Origin of the sequence: Streptomyces sp. NPDC085460 (assembly GCF_044541975.1) — a bacterium.
Classification (GTDB): domain Bacteria; phylum Actinomycetota; class Actinomycetes; order Streptomycetales; family Streptomycetaceae; genus Streptomyces.
The window spans coordinates 821028-839480 of sequence record NZ_JBITTO010000001.1 but is presented as its reverse complement, the minus strand read 5'-3'; the positions used below and the strand labels follow the sequence as shown (position 1 = coordinate 839480).

Annotated in this window: 17 protein-coding genes; 9 read left to right on the top strand and 8 right to left on the bottom strand. The window is 74.7% G+C overall.

Features of this window, described 5'->3' with window-relative positions:
• Nucleotide 1: 1 nt before the first annotated feature.
• Nucleotides 2-1048 carry a LacI family DNA-binding transcriptional regulator gene (locus ACIGHB_RS03580; protein ID WP_399909177.1) on the bottom strand — a complete coding sequence of 349 codons (1047 nt, stop codon included), beginning with the start codon at nucleotides 1046-1048 and terminating at the stop codon, nucleotides 2-4.
• Between the two features lie 156 nt (nucleotides 1049-1204).
• Between ACIGHB_RS03580 and ACIGHB_RS03575 the strand changes: the two genes are divergently transcribed.
• From ACIGHB_RS03575 to ACIGHB_RS03565, 3 genes are all read left to right on the top strand, one after another.
• A complete protein-coding gene (locus ACIGHB_RS03575; RefSeq protein ID WP_399909175.1) occupies nucleotides 1205-2494 on the top strand; it encodes an MFS transporter in 1290 nt (429 codons plus the stop codon).
• 80 nt (nucleotides 2495-2574) lie between these two features.
• On the top strand, nucleotides 2575-2778 hold the full coding sequence (locus ACIGHB_RS03570; protein WP_399909368.1) for a hypothetical protein: 204 nt from the start codon (nucleotides 2575-2577) through the stop codon (nucleotides 2776-2778).
• 94 nt (nucleotides 2779-2872) lie between these two features.
• Nucleotides 2873-4297 (top strand): SPFH domain-containing protein, encoded by a 1425-nt coding sequence (locus tag ACIGHB_RS03565; protein ID WP_360320832.1) that lies wholly within the window; start codon nucleotides 2873-2875, stop codon nucleotides 4295-4297.
• A gap of 146 nt (nucleotides 4298-4443) precedes the next feature.
• Here ACIGHB_RS03565 and ACIGHB_RS03560 read toward each other — a convergent pair whose 3' ends face one another.
• Both ACIGHB_RS03560 and ACIGHB_RS03555 read right to left on the bottom strand, forming a co-directional pair.
• The gene (locus ACIGHB_RS03560) at nucleotides 4444-4614 is read right to left on the bottom strand and encodes a hypothetical protein (protein ID WP_360320835.1); all 171 of its coding nucleotides are present in this window, start codon (nucleotides 4612-4614) and stop codon (nucleotides 4444-4446) included.
• Between the two features lie 74 nt (nucleotides 4615-4688).
• Nucleotides 4689-5531 carry a TIGR02452 family protein gene (locus ACIGHB_RS03555; RefSeq protein ID WP_399909172.1) on the bottom strand — a complete coding sequence of 281 codons (843 nt, stop codon included), beginning with the start codon at nucleotides 5529-5531 and terminating at the stop codon, nucleotides 4689-4691.
• A 378-nt stretch (nucleotides 5532-5909) separates the two neighbouring features.
• Here ACIGHB_RS03555 and egtA point away from each other — a divergent pair, with 378 nt between their 5' ends.
• The 4 genes from egtA to egtD are packed head-to-tail and all read left to right on the top strand — an operon-like array spanning nucleotide 5910 to nucleotide 10223.
• On the top strand, nucleotides 5910-7169 hold the full coding sequence (gene egtA / locus ACIGHB_RS03550; RefSeq protein ID WP_360320841.1) for an ergothioneine biosynthesis glutamate--cysteine ligase EgtA: 1260 nt from the start codon (nucleotides 5910-5912) through the stop codon (nucleotides 7167-7169).
• Nucleotides 7166-8509 (top strand): ergothioneine biosynthesis protein EgtB, encoded by a 1344-nt coding sequence (egtB, locus tag ACIGHB_RS03545; RefSeq protein WP_399909170.1) that lies wholly within the window; start codon nucleotides 7166-7168, stop codon nucleotides 8507-8509. The genes egtA and egtB overlap by 4 nt, the downstream gene beginning before the upstream one ends.
• A complete protein-coding gene (gene egtC / locus ACIGHB_RS03540) occupies nucleotides 8509-9261 on the top strand; it encodes an ergothioneine biosynthesis protein EgtC (RefSeq protein WP_360320846.1) in 753 nt (250 codons plus the stop codon). Before egtB ends, egtC begins: the two co-directional genes overlap by 1 nt.
• Nucleotides 9258-10223, top strand: coding sequence for an L-histidine N(alpha)-methyltransferase (gene egtD, locus ACIGHB_RS03535; protein WP_399909168.1), 966 nt, complete (start codon nucleotides 9258-9260; stop codon nucleotides 10221-10223). The genes egtC and egtD overlap by 4 nt, the downstream gene beginning before the upstream one ends.
• Here the strand turns inward: egtD and ACIGHB_RS03530 are convergent.
• From ACIGHB_RS03530 to ACIGHB_RS03520, 3 genes are all read right to left on the bottom strand, one after another.
• A complete protein-coding gene (locus ACIGHB_RS03530) occupies nucleotides 10118-11095 on the bottom strand; it encodes a lysophospholipid acyltransferase family protein (RefSeq protein ID WP_399909166.1) in 978 nt (325 codons plus the stop codon). The genes egtD and ACIGHB_RS03530 overlap by 106 nt on opposite strands.
• A complete protein-coding gene (locus ACIGHB_RS03525) occupies nucleotides 11092-11940 on the bottom strand; it encodes a GNAT family N-acetyltransferase (RefSeq protein WP_399909164.1) in 849 nt (282 codons plus the stop codon). The genes ACIGHB_RS03530 and ACIGHB_RS03525 overlap by 4 nt, the downstream gene beginning before the upstream one ends.
• A gap of 174 nt (nucleotides 11941-12114) precedes the next feature.
• Nucleotides 12115-13365 carry an extracellular solute-binding protein gene (locus ACIGHB_RS03520; RefSeq protein WP_360320857.1) on the bottom strand — a complete coding sequence of 417 codons (1251 nt, stop codon included), beginning with the start codon at nucleotides 13363-13365 and terminating at the stop codon, nucleotides 12115-12117.
• 290 nt (nucleotides 13366-13655) lie between these two features.
• Here ACIGHB_RS03520 and ACIGHB_RS03515 point away from each other — a divergent pair, with 290 nt between their 5' ends.
• The gene (locus ACIGHB_RS03515; RefSeq protein ID WP_360320860.1) at nucleotides 13656-13871 is read left to right on the top strand and encodes a dodecin; all 216 of its coding nucleotides are present in this window, start codon (nucleotides 13656-13658) and stop codon (nucleotides 13869-13871) included.
• A gap of 39 nt (nucleotides 13872-13910) precedes the next feature.
• Here ACIGHB_RS03515 and ACIGHB_RS03510 read toward each other — a convergent pair whose 3' ends face one another.
• A complete protein-coding gene (locus tag ACIGHB_RS03510; RefSeq protein ID WP_399909161.1) occupies nucleotides 13911-14399 on the bottom strand; it encodes a hypothetical protein in 489 nt (162 codons plus the stop codon).
• 344 nt (nucleotides 14400-14743) lie between these two features.
• On the opposite strand from ACIGHB_RS03510, the gene ACIGHB_RS03505 reads away from it, so the two are divergent.
• Nucleotides 14744-16738: a hypothetical protein gene (locus ACIGHB_RS03505; protein WP_399909160.1), complete on the top strand. Its 1995-nt coding sequence runs from the start codon at nucleotides 14744-14746 to the stop codon at nucleotides 16736-16738.
• Nucleotides 16739-16883: 145 nt separating this feature from the next.
• Here the strand turns inward: ACIGHB_RS03505 and ACIGHB_RS03500 are convergent, their stop codons facing one another.
• Nucleotides 16884-18392 (bottom strand): SulP family inorganic anion transporter, encoded by a 1509-nt coding sequence (locus ACIGHB_RS03500; protein WP_360319188.1) that lies wholly within the window; start codon nucleotides 18390-18392, stop codon nucleotides 16884-16886.
• Nucleotides 18393-18453 lie beyond the last annotated feature (61 nt).

Genomic DNA, 18453 nt, shown 5'->3' with positions numbered 1-18453 from the left:
GTCAGCTGGACTCGCGGCGGATCACCCGCGAGTCGAGGAGGGAGCGGGTGCTCGGGCCCGGGGCGGTGCCGTTGACGGCGTCGTCGATCATGGCGGCCAGTTCGCGGCCGGGCATCAGGTCGATGCGTACGGTGCTCAGACGCGGCCGCAGCAGACGGCCGAGGAGGAGGTCGTCGGCGCCGACGACGGCGGTCTCCTCGGGCACGCGCGTGCCGGCGTCCTGGAGGGCGCGCATCAGGAGCATGGCGTACTCGTCGTTGTAGGCGAAGACGGCGTCGAGCGCGAGCCGGGGCCAGCGCGCGGCCAGCTCCCGCGCGGACTCCTCGGTGTACGCGAGGGGCAGGGGTACGACGGTGGCGCGGGCGACCTCGGCGGCGCGGCGGGCGCCCTCCAGACGGGGCCCGGAGAACATCCCGAGACCGGGCTCCTCGGGCACGACCACGCCGATCCTGCGGCGGCCGTTCGCGATCAGGTGCTCGACGGCGACCTCGCCGACCCGGGGCTGGTTCAGGACGAGGGAGTGGGTGTCGTCGGCCGCCCGGGTCCCGACGGTGATCACCGCCTTGACGCCGGAGCGCCTGAGGATCTCCACGGCCTCGGGCGTCACCTCCACCTCTCCCGTGGAGACGACCGCGGCGGGGCGCAGCTCCGCCCACGCGCGGGCGGCGTCCTCGGGGGCGAGGCCGACGCTGCCGTACTGGACGACGGTGTAGTCGAGGCCGCGCAGGGCCCACTGGAGGTCGTTGTAGAAGCGGCTGTAGAGCGGGCCGACGGGCACGTGGGCGGTGGGCAGGAGCACCATCCGGCTGTGGCCCGCCCGCAGGGCGCGCGCGGCGGCGTGGGGGACGTAGCCCAGCTCGCGGGCCGCCTCGCGGACCCGTTCTCGGGTCGGTTCGCTGATGCGGACGGCGGAAGTGTTGTTCAGGACGTAACTGACGGTGGCCCGGGAGACGCCCGCGAGGCGCGCCACGTCGGCGCTGGTCGGCACGGCGCGGGCGGGGGTGCGGCCCGGGGTGCCGTCGGCAGGCTGTTCGATCGACTGACTCATCGCTTCGGCATCTTTCCAGAACAATCCGGCGCAAGGTCTGGCGGATGGCCGGAAACGAGTGCTACACAATGCTGACACGCGTCACTGACACGTGTCACTACCCCGAAATCATCCGCTTCCCGCCCCCTCATCGGGCGTTCTCCTCTGGAGGGCAACGTGGCCCTTTCCTCCCCCGGGACCGGAGCCGGAGCCGGTACGGGCTCCGGTCCCGCCGCCGGCCCCGCCTCCCCCGCCGGCCCCGACTCCCCCGCCGCCCGGCCCACCCGCGGCCTGCTGCCGCTGCTGCTCCTCGGCAACACCTCGATGTACGCGCTCTACATCGGCGTGCCGGGACTGCTGCTCGCGCTCCAGATCGAGGCCATCGACCCGGCCGAGAAGGTGGCGAACTTCGGCCTCGTCTCCGGCATATCCGCGATCTTCGCGACGGTCTTCAACCCGGTCGCGGGGGCGCTCTCCGACCGCTCGGGACGCCGGAACCCGTGGATCCTGGCCGGCGGCCTGCTCGCCGTGCCGGTGATGCTGCTGCTCGGCAGCGTGCACACGATCCTGCTCGTCGCCATCGCCTGGTGTCTGGGCCAGGCGGTGATGAACGTGTACCAGGCGGCCATCACCTCCGTGGTGCCCGACCGGGTGCCGCTCGCCGCGCGCGGCAAGGCGTCGGCGGCGGTCGGCCTGGGCCTGCCGATCGGCTCCACGATCGGCGCCCTGGTCGGCGCCGCCTTCTCCGAGGACTACCGCACCGGCTACCTGGTCTTCGGCGCGATCGTCGCCGTCACCTCGGTCGTCTTCACCTCGCTCGCCCGCGAGGAGCGGATGCCGGCCAAGGCCCCCCTGCCGGTCAAGGCGCAGATCGCCGCCTTCGGCAGCGCACTCAAGGACCACGACTTCCGCTGGGCCTTCATCGGCCGCGCGCTGCTCGTCCTGGGCTACTTCGCGGTGGCCGGCTTCCAGCTGTACATCCTCAAGGACCACACCGACCTGCCGGCCGGGCTCTCCGCGGAGGAGGCGGTCGCCATCCTCATGCCGGTCAACTCCGTGGCCATGGTGGTCTCCACGGTCCTCGGCGGCTGGCTGTCCGACCGCTTCGACCGGCGCAAGCTCTTCGTCGGAGCCTCGGCCGCGCTGGCCGCCGTCGCGCTGCTCATCCCCGCCGTCTCCACCAGCTGGACGGCGATGCTCGCCTTCTCGATCGTCAACGGGCTCGGTTTCGGCTGCTACATGGCGGTGGACACCGCCCTGGTGACGATGGTGCTGCCGAAGGCCGAGGACGCGGCCCGGGACATGGGCGTGCTGAACGTCGCCAACGCCGGCCCGCAGATCGTGGCGCCCTTCGTCGCCTCCGCGGTGGTCTCCATCGGCGGCGGCTACACGCCCCTGTTCCTCGTCGCCGCCGTCCTGTCGGTCCTGGGCGCCCTCGCGGTCCGGCCGATCCGCTCGGTCCGCTGATCGCCGCCCGCGCGCAACCCACACCGGACGCACGGGTTCTGACGTACCGTTCGGGCATGGACGAGTCGATGGACAGCTCGATGGTGGGACTGCTCGGCCGGGTCACCGGGACCATCGGACCCGGGCTCGTCGGTGAGGTGATCCTCCGGATCCGCGGCGGGGCCGAGCACTTCCTCGCGTACGCCGCCTCGCCGAAGCAGCGGATCGAGATCGGCACGCTCGTCACCGTGATGGAACACCTCCCTCCGCGCACCGTCTATGTCACAGCCGTGTACGACGTCTGACACGGTGTCCGGCAGGACCGTTGAGCGGCGTCCGTCCCGGGCGCACACTCCCTTCACCGGATCCGCACGGCTCCGGTGAAGGGGGACCTAGCCCATGGGCATCGGCATTCTGGCGGGCGCCGCCGTCGGCGCGCTCGTCGTCCTGATCGTCCTGTTCAAGATGATGTGGCGCGTCGCCGAACCGAACGAGGCGCTGATCATCTCAGGTTCCAACCACAAGAACGAGGGCCTCGGCGAGGGCATGGGGTTCCGCATCGTCACCGGGCGCGGCACCCTCGTGGTGCCCGGCGTGCAGGCGGTGCGCAAGCTGTCGCTGGACCTCAACGAGACCCAGTTGTCCGTCGAGTGCGTCACCCACCAGGGCATTCCGCTCAAGGTCCGGGGTGTGGTGATCTTCAAGGTGGGCGACGACTTCGTGTCGATCGCCAACGCGGCCCGCCGCTTCCTCGACCAGCAGAAGCTGATGAGCGAGCGGGTGCACATCGTCTTCGCCGGCCATCTCCGCGCGATCGTGGGCGGGTTGACGGTGGAGGACATGATCCGCGACCGGGAGAAGCTGACCGGTCAGGCCCGTTCCGCCTGTGGCACCGAGATGGAGAAGCTCGGTCTGATCGTCGACTCGCTCCAGATCCACGAGATCGAGGACCCGACCGGCTACATCAAGAACCTCGCCGCCCCGCACGCGGCCGCCGTCCAGCGCGACGCGCGGATCGCCCAGGCGGAGGCCAACCGGCGGGCGACCGAGGCCGAGCAGCAGGCGGCGGCCCGGATGTCGGAGGCCACCCGCGACAGCGAGATCCTCCAGGCCGGCTACCAGGCCGAACGGGACCAGGCCAGCGCCCGGGCCCGCCAGGCGGGACCGCTCGCCGAGGCGGCCTCCCGCCAGGAGGTCGTCGTCCAGGAGACGCGCGTCGCGGAGCTGGAGGGGCACCGCAAGGAGCAGCAGCTCCAGGCGGAGGTCCGCAAGCCCGCCGACGCGATGGCGTACGAGACGCGGACCCTGGCCGAGGCCGAGCGCGACGCCCGGATCTCGGCCGCCCAGGCCACGGCGCGGGAGACCGAACTGGCCAGCGCGGCGACGGCGACGGCGACCCGGGTCACCGGTGAGGCCGAGGCCGCGGCGGCGCACGCCAAGGGTCTCGCGGTGGCCGAGGCCACCCGGGCCAAGGGTCTGGCCGAGGCGGAGGCGATCAAGGCGCGGGCCGCGGCCCTCGCCGAGAACCAGGAGGCCGTGGTCGCGCAGCAGCTGGCCGAGAGGTGGCCGGAGATCGTCGAGGCCGGCGCGTCCGCCTTCGGCAACGTGGACCAGATGGTCCTCCTGAACGGCGCCGACGGCATGGCGGAGATGTTCGCCAAGGCATTGACCATGGGCGGGACGGGGCTCGGACTGGCCCGTCAGCTGCTCGCCACGATGGGTCCGAACGGCGCCGACCGGCCGGCCGCCGCCGTGCCGGCCGCGCGGGGCGGTGACAAGGAGGAGGTGACGACGGTGGAGATCACCGTCGGCGACGAGAAGTGACCGCCCACCCGGGCGACCCGAAAGGCCGCTTCGAGCGAGCAGCACGGCCGCGCCGGTGAGCGGAAAGGCCGGGGCCCGGAGCCGTCACGGCGCCGGGCCCCGGCCCGTATCCCCGTACCCCGCGTCCCCGTGGCCTTCGGGCCCGCTCAGTTGTGGCCGAACTTCCGTTCCTTGCGGTGGGACGCCGTCTCGATGACCGACCGGGGCGCTTCGCTCGCGGCCGAGGTCCCGCCCTTCTCCTTGGCGGACACCGCCTCGCGGTGCTCGTGGCCACCGGTACGGGCACCCTTGTTCACCCGGGTCTGCTTCTTGCCCACGATGATGCCTCCCGTGCCGAATCCATGTCCCTTCAGGCTCGCACGGGAGTACGAAGTACGCATGGCGGGATGAATCAGGCGCTCGGACGGGCTACTGGATCCAATATCCGGCGGAAGGCGGCGAGGGTCGGGGTCCCGGAAGCCCGGTCCAGGACGGCGAACACGACCTCGTCGAAGTGGCCGGCGAACCGTCCGTCACCGGTCAACAGCGTCCTGAAGGCACCCGCCACCTCGGCCGGATCGTTCTGGAAGACGCCGCAGCCCCACGCGCCGAGGACGATCCGGCGGTACTCCTCGGCCACCGCGGTCTCCAGGACCCGCTCGGCACGGGAGGCGAGTGCGGCGGGCAGCCGGTGGGCGTGGCCGGGATTCCGGCGGCGGACGACGCCCGCGTTGGGCGCCGGCGAGGTCAGGAAGCCGACGGTGAAGGGGGCGTCGAGCAGAGCCCCCCGGTCGTCGCGGAAGACCGGCACCCGGGGCGAGTGGATCACCCGGTCGGTGTAGAAGGTGTCCCGGTCGGCCCGGTGGTGCTCGTAGTAGGCGGGGGCGCGCAGCAAGGTCGCGTGCAGGGCGGAGGAGCGGCACAGGGCCTCCTCCTGCGCCTGGGCGCCGTTGAGGTAGCCGCCGCCGGGATTGCGGGCCGAGGCGAAGTTCAGGACGGCGACGGGGGCGCCGGGGGCGGTCCCGGTCATCCGGCGGGCGGCGGCGAGGCTGCTCTCGCCGGTCACCTCGATCCGGCCGGCGCGGCCGGTGCCGGGGGTGACGGGGACGGGCTCGGGCCCGTACAGACGGGTTCCGGCCAGGGCGGCCGCGAGGTCCTCGTGGAGGGAGACGGTCCGCCCGTCGGGGGCGGTGTAGGAGCCCGCGGCGACGATCGCCTCGGTCTGCCGCGCGATCTCGCGCAGTCGTGCACTCATGACGGCAGGATGATCGTTTCGGCGCCACCGGGACAAACGATTTTCCTCCGCTCGCACCCACATCCCGCCCGTCTCCGGGCCTTCCCCCATCCCTCTCCCGGGCCCTCCCCCGGGCCCTTTCCCGCCCCCTCTCCCGGGCCCTCTCCCACCCTCCCGCGGCCCTCTCCCAGCCCTCACCGGCCCCCTCCCGCCTCCCTCCCGCCTCCCTCACGCCTCCTCACGCCCCCGCTCCCGAGCGAGCGGCGAATTACGGACGCCCGGGGGCACAAGGGGCGCGCGCGGGGGTGCCGAGGCGCTCTTGCACGCCGCCCGGTGGTGCCTTTAGGTGGAAGCAGCGGCTCCCGAACGGTTCCGCGACCAGCACCTGGAGGTGCACGGATGGCGCCCAGCGGCACCCCGCGCGGCGGCCCGCCCCTCACCGAGGAGGCGGCGGAGGACCTGCTGCGCTGTATCTGTTTCAAGACCGGCCCGCCCCGCACCGTGGGGGCCGAGCTGGAGTGGCTCGTCCACGATCTGCGCGACCCTCGCGAGCCGGTGCGGCCGCACCGGCTGGCCGCCGCGCTCGACGCCGTACGGTCCCTGCCGCTGGTGTCGGCGCTCACCTTCGAGCCCGGAGGGCAGCTGGAGCTCAGCTCGCGCCCGGCCGGTTCCCTCATGGAGTGCCTGGACTCCCTCGCCTCCGACCTGGTGGCGGTGCGGTCGGCGCTCGAACCGTTCGGCCTGACGCTCAGCGGGTACGGGGTCGACCCCTGGCACGCGCCGCGCGAGCGGGTGCTCCGCGAGCCGCGCTACGACGCCATGGAGACGGCGCTCGCCCGGACGGGCCCGGCGGGCCGGGCCATGATGTGCGAGTCGGCCTCGGTCCAGGTCTGCCTGGACGCCGGACACGAGGAGCCGGGCCCGCTCGGGTATCTGCGCCGCTGGGAACTGGCGCACCTGTTCGGCGCGGTGCTGGTGGCGGTCTTCGCCAACTCGCCGCAGCACGGCGGGCGCCGCACCGGCTGGCGCTCCACCCGGCAGTCGCTCTGGGCGGATCTCGACCCGCTGCGAACGCTGGCGCCGTCGACCGACGGCGACCCGCGCGCGGAGTGGACCGCGCACGTCCTGGACACGCCGGTGCTGTGCGTGCGCGAGGAGGACGGCCCCTGGCTCGTGCCGGAGGGACTGACCTTCCGGGAGTGGCTGCGGTCGGGGCTGCCCCGGCCGGCCGACGCCGACGACCTGCGCTATCACGTGACGACGCTCTTCCCGCCGGTCCGGCCGCGCGGCCATCTGGAGCTGCGGATGATCGACGCGCAGCCGGGCGCGGACGGCTGGATGGTGCCGGTGGCCCTGACGACCGCGGTCTTCGAGGACGCGGAGGCCGCCGAGACGGTGTACCGGGCGGTACGGCCGCTGGCGGACATCGCGGGGCCGGAACCGGCGCCCCGCAACCCGCTGTGGCTGCGGGCCGCCCGCGACGGACTCGCCGATCCGGTCCTGCACGCGGCGGCCCTCGACGTCTTCGCGGCGGCCCGGCCCGCGCTGCGGCGGGTCGGCGCGAGCGAGCGGGTGCGGCGGGCCGTGGGCGCCTTCCAGGAACGGTACGTGGATCCCGGGGGCTGCCCGGCCGACGAACTCCAGGTGATGACGTCATGACCGGAACGACCGGCGCCGGGGCGACGGCGGGCGCCAAGGACGCCGAGGCGCTGCGGAGCCGCGCGCTGGAGGCGCTGACCACCGCCCGGGCCCGCACCGCCCTCCTCACCGACAGTGTCGAGGACGACGAACTCAGCGCCCAGCACTCTCCGTTGATGTCCCCGCTGGTCTGGGACCTGGCGCACATCGGGAACCAGGAGGAGCAGTGGCTGTGGCGGGAGGTCGCGGGCCGGGAGGCGCTGCGCCCCGAGATCGACCCGCTGTACGACGCGTTCGCGCACCCGCGATCCGAGCGTCCCTCGCTGCCGCTGCTCTCGCCCGGCGAGGCGCGGGCGTACACCGCCGACGTACGGACCCGGGTGCTCGACGTGCTGGCCGGGGCGCGCATGGAGGGGCGTCCGCTGCTGGACGCCGGTTTCGCCTTCGGGATGATCGCCCAGCACGAACAGCAACATGACGAGACGATGCTGATCACCCATCAGCTGCGGATGGGGCCGGCCGTGCTGGCCGCTCCCCCGCCGCCGGTCCACCCCTCGGGCCCGCTCCCGGAGGAAGTCCTCGTGCCCGGCGGCACGTTCACGATGGGCACCTCGGACGAACCGTGGGCCCTCGACAACGAACGCCCCGCGCACATCCGCGCGGTGGCCGCTTTCCACATCGACACCGTCCCGGTCACCAACGGCTCCTATCTGGCGTTCATGGCGGACGGCGGGTACACGGACCGGCGGTGGTGGCATCCGGACGGCTGGGCGCAGATCCGCGAACACGGCGTCACGGCACCGCTGTTCTGGCGGCAGGAGGCCGGGCAGTGGCTGCGCCGCCGGTTCGGGGTGACCGAGCCGGTGCCGGAGGAGGAGCCGGTGGTCCACGTCAGCTGGTACGAGGCGGACGCCTACGCGCGCTGGGCCGGCCGGCGGCTGCCGACGGAGGCGGAGTGGGAGAAGGCGGCCCGGCACGACCCGGTGAGCGGCCGCTCGCGCCGCTATCCGTGGGGTGACGCCGACCCCGGTCCCGACCACGCGAACCTGGGCCAGCGACACCTGGGGCCGGCACGGGCGGGGAGCTATCCGGCGGGCGCCTCGCCGCTCGGGGTGCGGCAGCTGATCGGCGACGTGTGGGAGTGGACGGCGAGCGACTTCCTGCCCTACCCGGGCTTCCGCCCCTTCCCGTACAAGGAGTACTCGGAGGTGTTCTTCGGACCCGAGTACAAGGTGCTGCGCGGCGGTTCGTTCGCGGTGGACGCGGTGGCCTGCCGGGGCACCTTCCGCAACTGGGACTATCCGGTGCGGCGCCAGATCTTCGCCGGCTTCCGCACGGCCCGCTCCGCGGAGCTCGACTGATGTGCCGTCATATCGCCTATCTCGGCGATCCGGTGGCGCTCGGCGAGCTGCTCGTCCGGCCGCCGTACGCGCTGCTGCGCCAGGCGTGGGCGCCGCGTACGCAGAGCAGCGGGGTGGTGAACGCGGACGGTTTCGGCGTCGGCTGGTACGCGGACGGGGACCCGGTCCCGGCCCGGTACCGGAAGACCGGCCCGATCTGGGGCGACCTCTCCTTCGCGGATCTGGCCCGGGTGGTACGCAGCGGGGCGCTGCTCGGCGCGGTGCGGGGGGCGACGCTGCCGGGCGCGGACGGGGAGGCGGCGGCCGCGCCGTTCGGTTCGGGGCCGTGGCTCTTCAGTCACAACGGCGCCGTGCCGGGCTGGCCGGGCTCGCTGACGCCGCTGGCCGCGGCCCTGCCGGCGGCGGAGCTGCTCGATCTGGAGGCGCGGACCGATTCGGCGCTGTTGTGGGCGCTGGTGCTGCACCGGCTGCGGTCCGGCCAGGGGCCCGGGGACGCGCTGGCCGGGACGGTCATGGCGGCGGCCGAGGCCGCTCCGGAGGCGCGGCTCAACCTGCTGCTCACCGACGGCGACCAGATCGCGGCGACGGTGTGGGGGAACAGTCTGTGGTGTCTGTCGGGTCCCGGCCGGGTGGCCGTGGCCTCCGAACCGTACGACGACGATCCGCGCTGGCGGGAGGTGCCCGAGCGGACGCTCGTCACCGCCACCCGGGCGGAGGTCGTCCTCACCCCGCTCAAGGAGTCGTCCGCGTGAGCACGTTCCAGCTGACCCGCACCCTCGCCCCGGACGCCGCCGCCGCCGATCTGCGCGCCGACGTGCTGCACGGGCTGACCCGCTCGCCGAAGGAGCTGCCGCCGAAGTGGTTCTACGACGCGCGGGGCAGCGAGCTGTTCGACGAGATCACCCGGCTGCCGGAGTACTACCCGACGCGGGCCGAGCGGGAGATCCTGGTCGCGCGGGCGCCGGAGATCGCGGCGGCGACCGGGGCGCGGACGCTCGTGGAGCTGGGGTCGGGGTCGTCGGAGAAGACCCGGTTCCTGATCGACGCGCTGATGCCGGGGCTGGCCGCCTACGTGCCGGTGGACGTGAGCGAGTCGGCGCTGACGGGGGCGGCGGAGGCGCTGCTCGCGGACCGGCCGGAGCTGCGGGTGCACGCGCTGGTCGCCGACTTCACGCGGGGGATCGCGCTGCCGGACACGCCCGGGCCGCGGCTCGTCGCCTTCCTGGGCGGGACGGTCGGGAACCTGCTGCCGGAGGAGCGGCGGTCGTTCCTGCGCTCGGTGCGGTCCATGACGGCGCCGGGTGACGCGTTCCTGCTCGGCACCGACCTGGTGAAGGACGAGTCGACCCTGGTGGCCGCGTACGACGACGCGGCCGGGGTGACGGCCGCGTTCAACAAGAACGTGCTGGCCGTGATCGACCGGGAGCTGGGCGCGGACGCCGATCCGGCCGACTTCGACCACGTGGCCCGGTGGGACCGGGAGCGGGAGTGGATCGAGATGCGGCTGCGGGCCCGGCACGCGCTGACCGTGAAGATCCCCGACCTCGATCTGGTGGTGCCGTTCGAGGCGGGCGAGGAGCTGCGGACGGAGGTGTCGGCGAAGTTCCGTCAGGAGGGCGTGCGGGCGGAGCTGGCCGAGGCCGATTTCGAGGCGGAGCGCTGGTGGACGGACGAGAAGGGCCGGTTCGCGCTGTCGCTGGCGACGGCGCGGTAGGCGTTCGGGACGGCCTGCCGGGGGACGGGGGTGGGGTGGACGGCCTGCTGGGCCGCCGCGGCGAGGAGCCTGCGGTTCGGATACTGGATGACGGATATCGGATCCAGTATCCGGACCTCGGCGGTCAGCCGCGGAGTCCGCACGACCCGCCACAGCGACGCCCCCAGCGCGTCCTCCCCCACGTACCCCGCCGCCCCGTGCGGCCGGTAGTCGATCCGTACCGGCTGGACATCGGATCCGGTATCCACCGCCGCCTGGAAGAGGGCCGGGCGGAACCGCCCGCCGGCCCGTCCGCACCACGTGGACCCTTCGGGGAAGGCGGTCACCCGGCCGCCCGCCGCCAGCGCGGCGGCGACCTCGCGCACGGCGCCGGGCAGCCGGCGGAGCCCGTCGCGGTCGATGAAGAGGGTGCCGCCGAGGGCGGCGAGCGCGCCGAGCACCGGCCAGCCGCGTACCTCCCGCTTGGCGATCATCCGGCCGGGCAGGACCGCGGCGACGAGGGGGATGTCGAGCCAGGAGACGTGGTTGGCGACGACGAGCTCCGGCCGTCGGGCGGGCGGCCGGGCTCCGGTGACCACGAACCGGACCCCGAAGGCGCGGACGACCGCCCGCGCCCAGAGCCGTACCAGGGCGAGCCTCCCGGCTGCGGGCAGGGGGCCCGCCGCCGGGAGGAGGACCACCCCGAGGAGGACGGTCGCGAGCCCGGCCGCCAGGCGGGCGCAGGCCAGCGGGGCGGGCGCGGGCCGGAAGGCGGCGCGGGCGGACCCGGGGTCCGCGGCGGCGCCGGGGTGGGCCGCGCAGCGGCGGCCCGGGGTGCACGGCGCCGTGGGGAGCCACGGCGAGAGGGGCGGGAGCGGGACCGCGCGGTTCACGAGGCCGGGACGAGCGAGAGGAAGTGGCGCAGGTAGCGCGGGTTGGTCCGGCGGAGCGAGAGCAGCACGTAGAGGTCGACGACGCCGAAGTCGGGGTCGTGGGCGGGGGCTCCGCAGACCCAGGCGCCGAGCCGGATGTAGCCGCGGAGCAGGGCCGGGAGTTCGGTGCGGCCCTCGGGGCGGGCGACGCCGTCGGCGTTCCACAGCTTGTGCGGGGTGACCCAGTACTCCTCCGGGGCGAGGTGCTTCGCCTTGACGGTGTCCCAGGTGGCGGCGGCGAGCGCGCCGCCGTCGGTGAGCGGGATCGAGCAGCAGCCGGCCAGCCACTCGTGGCCGGTGCGGGTCATGTAGCGGGCGAGGCCGGCCCAGACGAGGGCGATCACGGCGCCGTTGCGGTGGGCGGGGTGGACGCAGGAGCGGCCGACCTCGACGAGGTCGTGGCGGATGGGGGCGAGGCGGGTGAGGTCGAACTCGGTCTCGGAGTAGAGCCGGCCGGCGACGGCGGCCCGCTCCGGCGGCAGGATCCGGTAGGTGCCGACGACCTCGCCCGTGGTCTCCTCGCGGACCAGGAGGTGGTCGCAGTAGGCGTCGAAGGCGTCGGTGTCGAGGCCCGGCTCCGGCCCGTCGAGGCGGGCGCCCAGCTCTCCGGCGAAGACCAGGTGCCGCAGGCGCTGGGCGGCCCGGACGTCGTCCTGGGTGCGGGCCAGGCCGACGACGTAGCGGGGGGCGGGCTGCGCTCCGCCGGCCGGGCCGGGCTGCGCGGGGAGCGCCAGGGGCTGGATGCCGGCCGGCACGGGGACGGCAGGGGCGGTGGAGTCGGCGAGCGCGGTCGAGAGTGCGGGCATGGCGGTCTCCTCCGGCGTACGGAAGGTGAAGGGTCGGCGCCGGTCCGCGAGCGGTGCGGCCCGGCCCCTCGTTTCTTCCGCCGTCGGCTGGATTCGACATGACCGGCCGGGGGATCGCGGGTGTGGGAAGGCTGAATGCTCCGCGGCGCCCCCCGACGGGGGCGCCGCGGCGGTCTACTCGGCCAGGGTGTCGGTGATGGCCTCGGAGGCGGTGCGGGCCGCCTTCTTGGGGTCCTCGCCCTGGAGGACGGCCGTCATGAAGGGCTTGATGGGGTTGTCGCCCTCGACGTCGGCCCACTGGGGCGAGTTGGGGGTGGCGCGGCCGTTGGCGGCGCCGGCGGCCATGGCGGCGGTGGCCTCCTGGCCGGAGACGACGGCGGCGAGGCTCTTCTTGTTGGGCACGTAGCCCATGCTCCTGGCCAGATCCGTCTGCCACTTCTCGCCCGCCAGCGCCTTGACGACGTCGAGGGCGGCGGAGCGGTCGGGGGCGTTCTCCGGAATGATCAGGTCCGAGCCGCCGGTGAAGACCGCGCCCGGGCTGCCGGCCTTCTTGCCCGGGATGGGGAAGTAGCCGAGCTTGTCCTTGAGGGCGGGGTTGGCCTTGAGGATGGCGGAGACGGCGCTGGGCACGGCGACCATCTGGGCGACGTCGCCGCGGGCGAAGACCTCGGCCTGCGGCGGGGTCTGCTCGTCGGCGTTCTTCGGTCCCGAGCCGAGGGACTGGAGCGACTTGTAGAAGTCCATGCCGCGCAGGGCGGCGGCGCTGTCGAGGGTGCCGGTCCACTCGCCGCCGTCGTCGACGGCGAGCTCGCCGCCCTCGTCCCAGATGAAGCCGGCGAGGGTGTACCAGTCCTGGCCCGCCAGGTAGATGCCCTGGGAGCCCTGCCGGTTGAGCTTCTCGGTGATGTCGAGCCACTCCGCGCGCGTGGCGGGCGGTTCGGTGACGCCGGCCGCGCTGAAGAGGTCCTTGTTGTAGATCACGATGCGGTTGGCGGCGTACCAGGGGATGCCGTACTGCGAGCCGCCGATGCTGCCGGGCTCGGCGAGACCGGGCAGCCAGTCCTCGCTGCCGAGGTCGCGGACGGACTCCAGGGTGAGGTCGAAGAGCCGGTCGGTGTCGGCGTACTGGGCGACCTGGGTGTTGCCGACCTCGATGAGGTCCGGCCCCCCGCCGCCCTTGATGGCCTCGGTGACCTTCTTGCCGATGCCGGTCCAGTCCTGGATGGTGACGTTGAGCTCGACGTCGTCGTGCTCGTCCTCGTACGCCTCCGTGAACCGCTTCAGGAAGTCCTCGCTGACGCTGTCCCGCATGAGCCATATGTCGACCGTGCGGGTCTCGCCCCCGGCCCCGGGCAACAGCCCGCAGCCCGCGAGGGCGAGTGCGGTGGCGGCAGCCAGCGGGCATGCGAGCAAGCGGTTCTTCACGGAGGTCACCTTCGGTTCAGCACACGGCGGTGCGGCAGGGGGAGCTGACCCGACGTGGGGGGACCGAACGGGGTGTTCGCGCGGGTATGTGGCCTGGATTCTGGTCTGGACCAACCGAGTGGTCAAGTCCTGGACCATCCCGTTCCCGGAGCGGGCGGGACAAACGGCACTGTTACCCACGGGTACGGGCGAAGGGTGCCGGACCGCCCCCGCCGTGTCGCGCGGTGCCCCGCCCTGGGGCACGGTGGAGGAATCCCCTTCACCGGGGGCACCGAGAGGAGTCCCGCTCCATGTCGAACCACACCTACCGCGTCACCGAGATCGTCGGCACCTCCCCCGACGGCGTCGACCAGGCCATCCGCAACGGCATCACACGCGCCTCGCAGACGCTGCGCGGCCTCGACTGGTTCGAGGTCACACAGGTGCGCGGCCACCTGGTCGACGGACGGATCGAGCACTACCAGGTCGGCCTCAAGGTCGGCTTCCGGCTGGACGACGGCGCCTGACCCCGCGTCGGCCCGCCGGTACGCGCGTACGCCGGCGGCTCAGGTCCTGCCCTCGCGCTCCTGGGCCTCCCGCAGCGCCTCCGACGGGGTCGCCCAGCCGGCGCGGACCACCGGGAAGCCCGCGGCTTCGGCGGCGTCGCAGACGAGTGCGTCGTCGTCGACCAGCATCCGCACCTCGCGGTCCGCGCCGAGCCGCCGCAGGATCTCCACCTTGGTGATCCGCGCGGGCCGGAAGTCGCGGTGCCGGCGCATGTGGACCGGGCCCTCGGGAAGCCCCTGGGCCGCCAGCCAGTCCAGCGTGTCGCGCCGGCAGCGCTCCGGACGTCCGGTCAGGTACACCACCTGGCACTCCTCGGCCGCCGAGCGGCAGAGCGCCACGCCCTCCGCGAGCGGCGGGTCGTCGGGCGCCGCCGCGAAGAAGCCGTCCCAGTCCTTCGGCCTGCGCTCCAGGTGGTGCTGCCGGTGGGCGGTGCCGGCAAGGGTGTTGTCGAGGTCGAAGACGGCCAGCGGCCGGGAGTCACCAGTCACACGACCAGCCTAGGAGCCCCCACCGACATCGCCGGCCGGCCCAACCGGGGCCGCCGGAATCACCAGGACCACCGGGCCCGCCGCGACCACCGCGCGCGCGTCGCGCTGTCGGTGACACCGCGCCCCGCCGTGACGACGTCACCACCGCCACCACCGTGACCCCCGCCACCGCCGTGACCCCCGCGACCGCTGTGGCCCGCGCGACCACCGCGACCGGCGCGACCACCGCGACCACCGCGCCCTCGGTGACCCCCGCGACGCCCGTTGTCCGCGCGCATCCAGAGGGGCACCCCCTGCGCACGCGTCCGAGGTGACCGATGCGCGCACCCCTCGTTGGCACAGTCATGCAGTCGCACGACATCCTGCCCGGCACCGGCATACCCTCCGCCGCGCCCCCTCGCCCCGGCCTGAGCGACGCCGAGGCGGCGCTCGTCGAGCACTATCCCCGGCTCGTCAGGCTCGCGCACCTGATCCTCCCGCCCGCCCTCGGCCGGCACCGCCGCGTGCTCGCCGCGCACGCGCTCGTCCAGAGGTCCCTCGCGGCGGCGGGCCCGGCGCGCGCCCGCCCGCGCGTGCCCGCCCCTCGCGGCGCGCGGGAACCGGTCCTCGCCTGGCTGCGGCAGCGCGTCGTGTCCGCCGCGCTGCGCGCGGCCGGCCGCCCCCGATGGTCCCTCCGGCGGACCCCGCTCCCCGCCGTGTTCGGGCTGAGGGTCTTCCCCCGGGCCGGCGGCGACGACGAGACGGCCCTTGAAGCCGCCCTGGCGGCGGTGACCCCCGAGGTACGGGCCGCGTTCGCCCTCCGCGTCCTCGAAGGGCTCGCCGACCACGCCGCCGCCGCTCTCCTCGCCGGCGCGGGCGCGCCCCGGCCGGACGAGGCCCTCCGCGCCGCCGAACGCCTCCGCGCCACCGTCGGCGCCCATGCCGAATCGCTCCTGCACGGCGTCGAGTTCGACCCCTGCACCGTGCAGGCGCGCCCGACGGACCTGCTGCGCCGCCGGCGCCGCGCGCGTGTCGCCGCCCTCGCCGCCACCGTGCTGCTCACCGCGACCACGGCCGCCGTGCTCACCCCTCGGCCCGCGCCACGCGCTCCCGTGCCGCCGGTCGGCGCCGTCACCGCCGCGTCCGCCCGCGCGGCCGACCCCGCGCTCCTGCTCCGTACCCCCGCCGAACGGTGGGCCGACACCGCGCGTGTCGATCTCTCCGCGTGGCCCGCCCGCGGGTCCAGGACCGGCGACACGGCGCTGCTGTCCCGCGCCCTCGGCGCGTGGGCGCGGGGAACCGACGAGCGTACGGAGGTGCCGGTCACCGTCGCCCCGGGCACGCCGGCGTCCCCGCCCGTCGCGCCGGCCCGGCTGCTCTTCGCCGGCCCGGTCGACGGCTCCGCCGTCGTCCTGCTGCACGACGGCGGCCGACTCGTCCGGTACGCCGAGCCGCTGACCGGCGGGGGCGGGGCGGAGCTCCACCTGGCCCGCGCGGACGACGCGGACGTGACCGCCGGAGCGGCCGTGGCGGTGAGCAGGACGCCGCTCGGAGCACGGTTCCTGCTCGCCCCCTGGATCGACGAGAGCGCCGTGCGCGACCTGCTCAGGCCCGGCGTGCCCGCCCGGCGGCTGAACGTCTCGGCGGACGGCGTCACCGACCCCGTGCCGTCCGCGGAGGGCGAGTGCCGCAGCGCTCCCGCGCTCCAGGTGCGTTCCTCGACCAGGATCGTCGAGGACCACTCGTTCCTCCTCGCGGACCTCGGCGAGCTCGCGCCCGCGCACCTGACGTGGACCCCCGCGCCGGGCACCGGAGCACCCGCGCGGCAGCCGCGCGAGGCGACGTCGGCGGAGGGCCTCGCCGCCTGGGCCCGTTCGGCGTGCGCGCTGCCGGGGCTGCGGGGAACCGGCGTACGCGCCGTGAACCGGTGGGAGTTCGCCCGGCAGGCCCTGCCGGAGGGGGCGGGACTCGCCACCTGGACCTGCACGCGCGCGGAGCGCTGGGACGGACGCGCGCGCGTGGAGGTGGCGTGGGAGCGACCGGACGCGCGGAGCCGGCCGACGCCGGTACGGGCTCCGGGCCCGCCGCCCCCGGACACCGCGGCGTGCAGCCGCTTCGGGCAGCACCTGCTGGCGGGGACGTACTGGACGGCGCCGTCCGGGGCGCGCTACTACCTCGCGGCCGGCAGCCGCGCCCTGACCGCGATCACCGCCCGTGGTCCCGTCTCCGCCACCGTACGAGGACGGGTGCTGGCCGTCCGCACGCACGCGGACGGCCGGGTGCGGCTGACCGGCGCGGTGCCCGGTTCGGGCGAACTGCGGGGCTGGGGCGAGCCGGAGCGGGCGCCCGGAGGACCCTGACGGGGGCGGAGCGAACGGGCCTCGTCCTGGCCGACGCCGACCCCGCGCCCTCCTGGGTCGGTCCGGACACGGGACGCCGGCCGTGTGCTCGGCGGCGGCCAGGACGCGGGGGACGACGATCCCGTCGCCGTCGTCCCCCGTGGGTTCACCGGCCCGAGTCGGCGGCCGTGCCGTCGTGGCGGTCCGAGGCCGCGCCGGCGGGGACGGCCTCGGCGCCGCCGTGCCGCTCCGCCCACGTCTCCAGGGCCGCGCGGCACGCGTGGTCGAGGTGGTGGATCCCGGAGAGGTCGAGCACCACCCGGCGGTCGCTGGGCAGGGCTTCGAGGCTGTCGAGTATCTGGGGCAGCCGCAGGAAGGTGACCGTCCCCTGGAGGCGTACGCGGACCGCGTCGCGGCCGTCGTCACTGTGCTCGATCCGCAGGTGGGACGCCTCCCAGGCGGCCTTGGCCACCGACAGGACGAGACCGATCAGGACGCCCTCGAACATGCCGACCGCGACGATCGCCGTCGCCGTCGCCACGAGGACGAGGGCCTCGCCCCGGTGCCGGCGCCAGAGGGTCACGATCCCCTTGAACGGGATGAGCTTCCAGCCGGCGTGCACGAGGATCCCGGCCAGCGCCGCCAGGGGGACGTACGCGAGGACGGCGGGGAGCAGGGCGACGAAGAGCAGCAGCCAGACGCCGTGGAGGACGCGGGAGGCCCTCGTCCGTGCACCCGCCTCGACGTTGGCCGAACTGCGCACGATGACCGCGGTGAGCGGCAGCGCGCCGAGCAGGCCGCACAGGGCGTTGCCGGAGCCCTGCGCGACGAGTTCCTTGTCGTAGTCCGTGCGCGGTCCCGTGTGGAGCCGGTCGACCGCCGCCGCGCTGAACAGGGACTCGGCGGAGGCGATCAGGGCGAACGCGAGGACAGTGCCGAGGAGGGCCGGGTCGGCGAGGGAGGAGAGGGCTTCGGCCCCCGGCAGGTGGACGGCCTCCAGCACGCCGCTCACCCGCACGGTCTCCACCGGGAGGCCGAGCACGGCGGTCGCCAGGGTGGCGAGGAGGACCGCCACCAGGGCGCCGGGCACCGCCCGGGCCCGGCGCGGCATCCGCCGCCAGCCGACGACGACGAGGACGGTGCCGGCCCCGAGGGCGAGCGACACGAGGGCCGTACGGCTGCCCAGGGCGTCGGCCAGCGCGCCCGGGAGGCCGATGAGCTTGCCGAGACCGGAGACCGGGGCGGTCAGGCCCGCCGCGGCGTAGAGCTGTCCGGCGATGATCACCAGGCCGATGCCCGCGAGCATGCCCTCGACGACGGAGAGGGAGATCGCGCGGAACCAACGCCCCCACCGGAGCAGCCCCATGACGATCTGGAGGACGCCGGCCGCGAGCACGATGACGCCCAGCGCGGGGAGACCGAAGGCGCGGACCGTCTCCAGGACGAGCACGGTGAGGCCGGCGGCCGGGCCGGAGACCTGGAGGGTGCTCCCCCGCATGAGTCCGGTGACAACGCCGCCGACGATGCCGGTGATGAGGCCGAGTTCGGCGGGGACGCCCGAGGCGACGGCGACGCCGATGCAGAGCGGGAGGGCGACGAGGAAGACGACGAGGGAGGCGGCGAAGTCCTGCCGCGGGAAGGAGAGGGGGAAGGGGAAGGAGCGGTCGGGCTGCATGAAGGTTTCCTCCTGGCGCGCGTGGGGGCGCGTCGGGGCTGACAGGTCGGCGCGGGGGGCG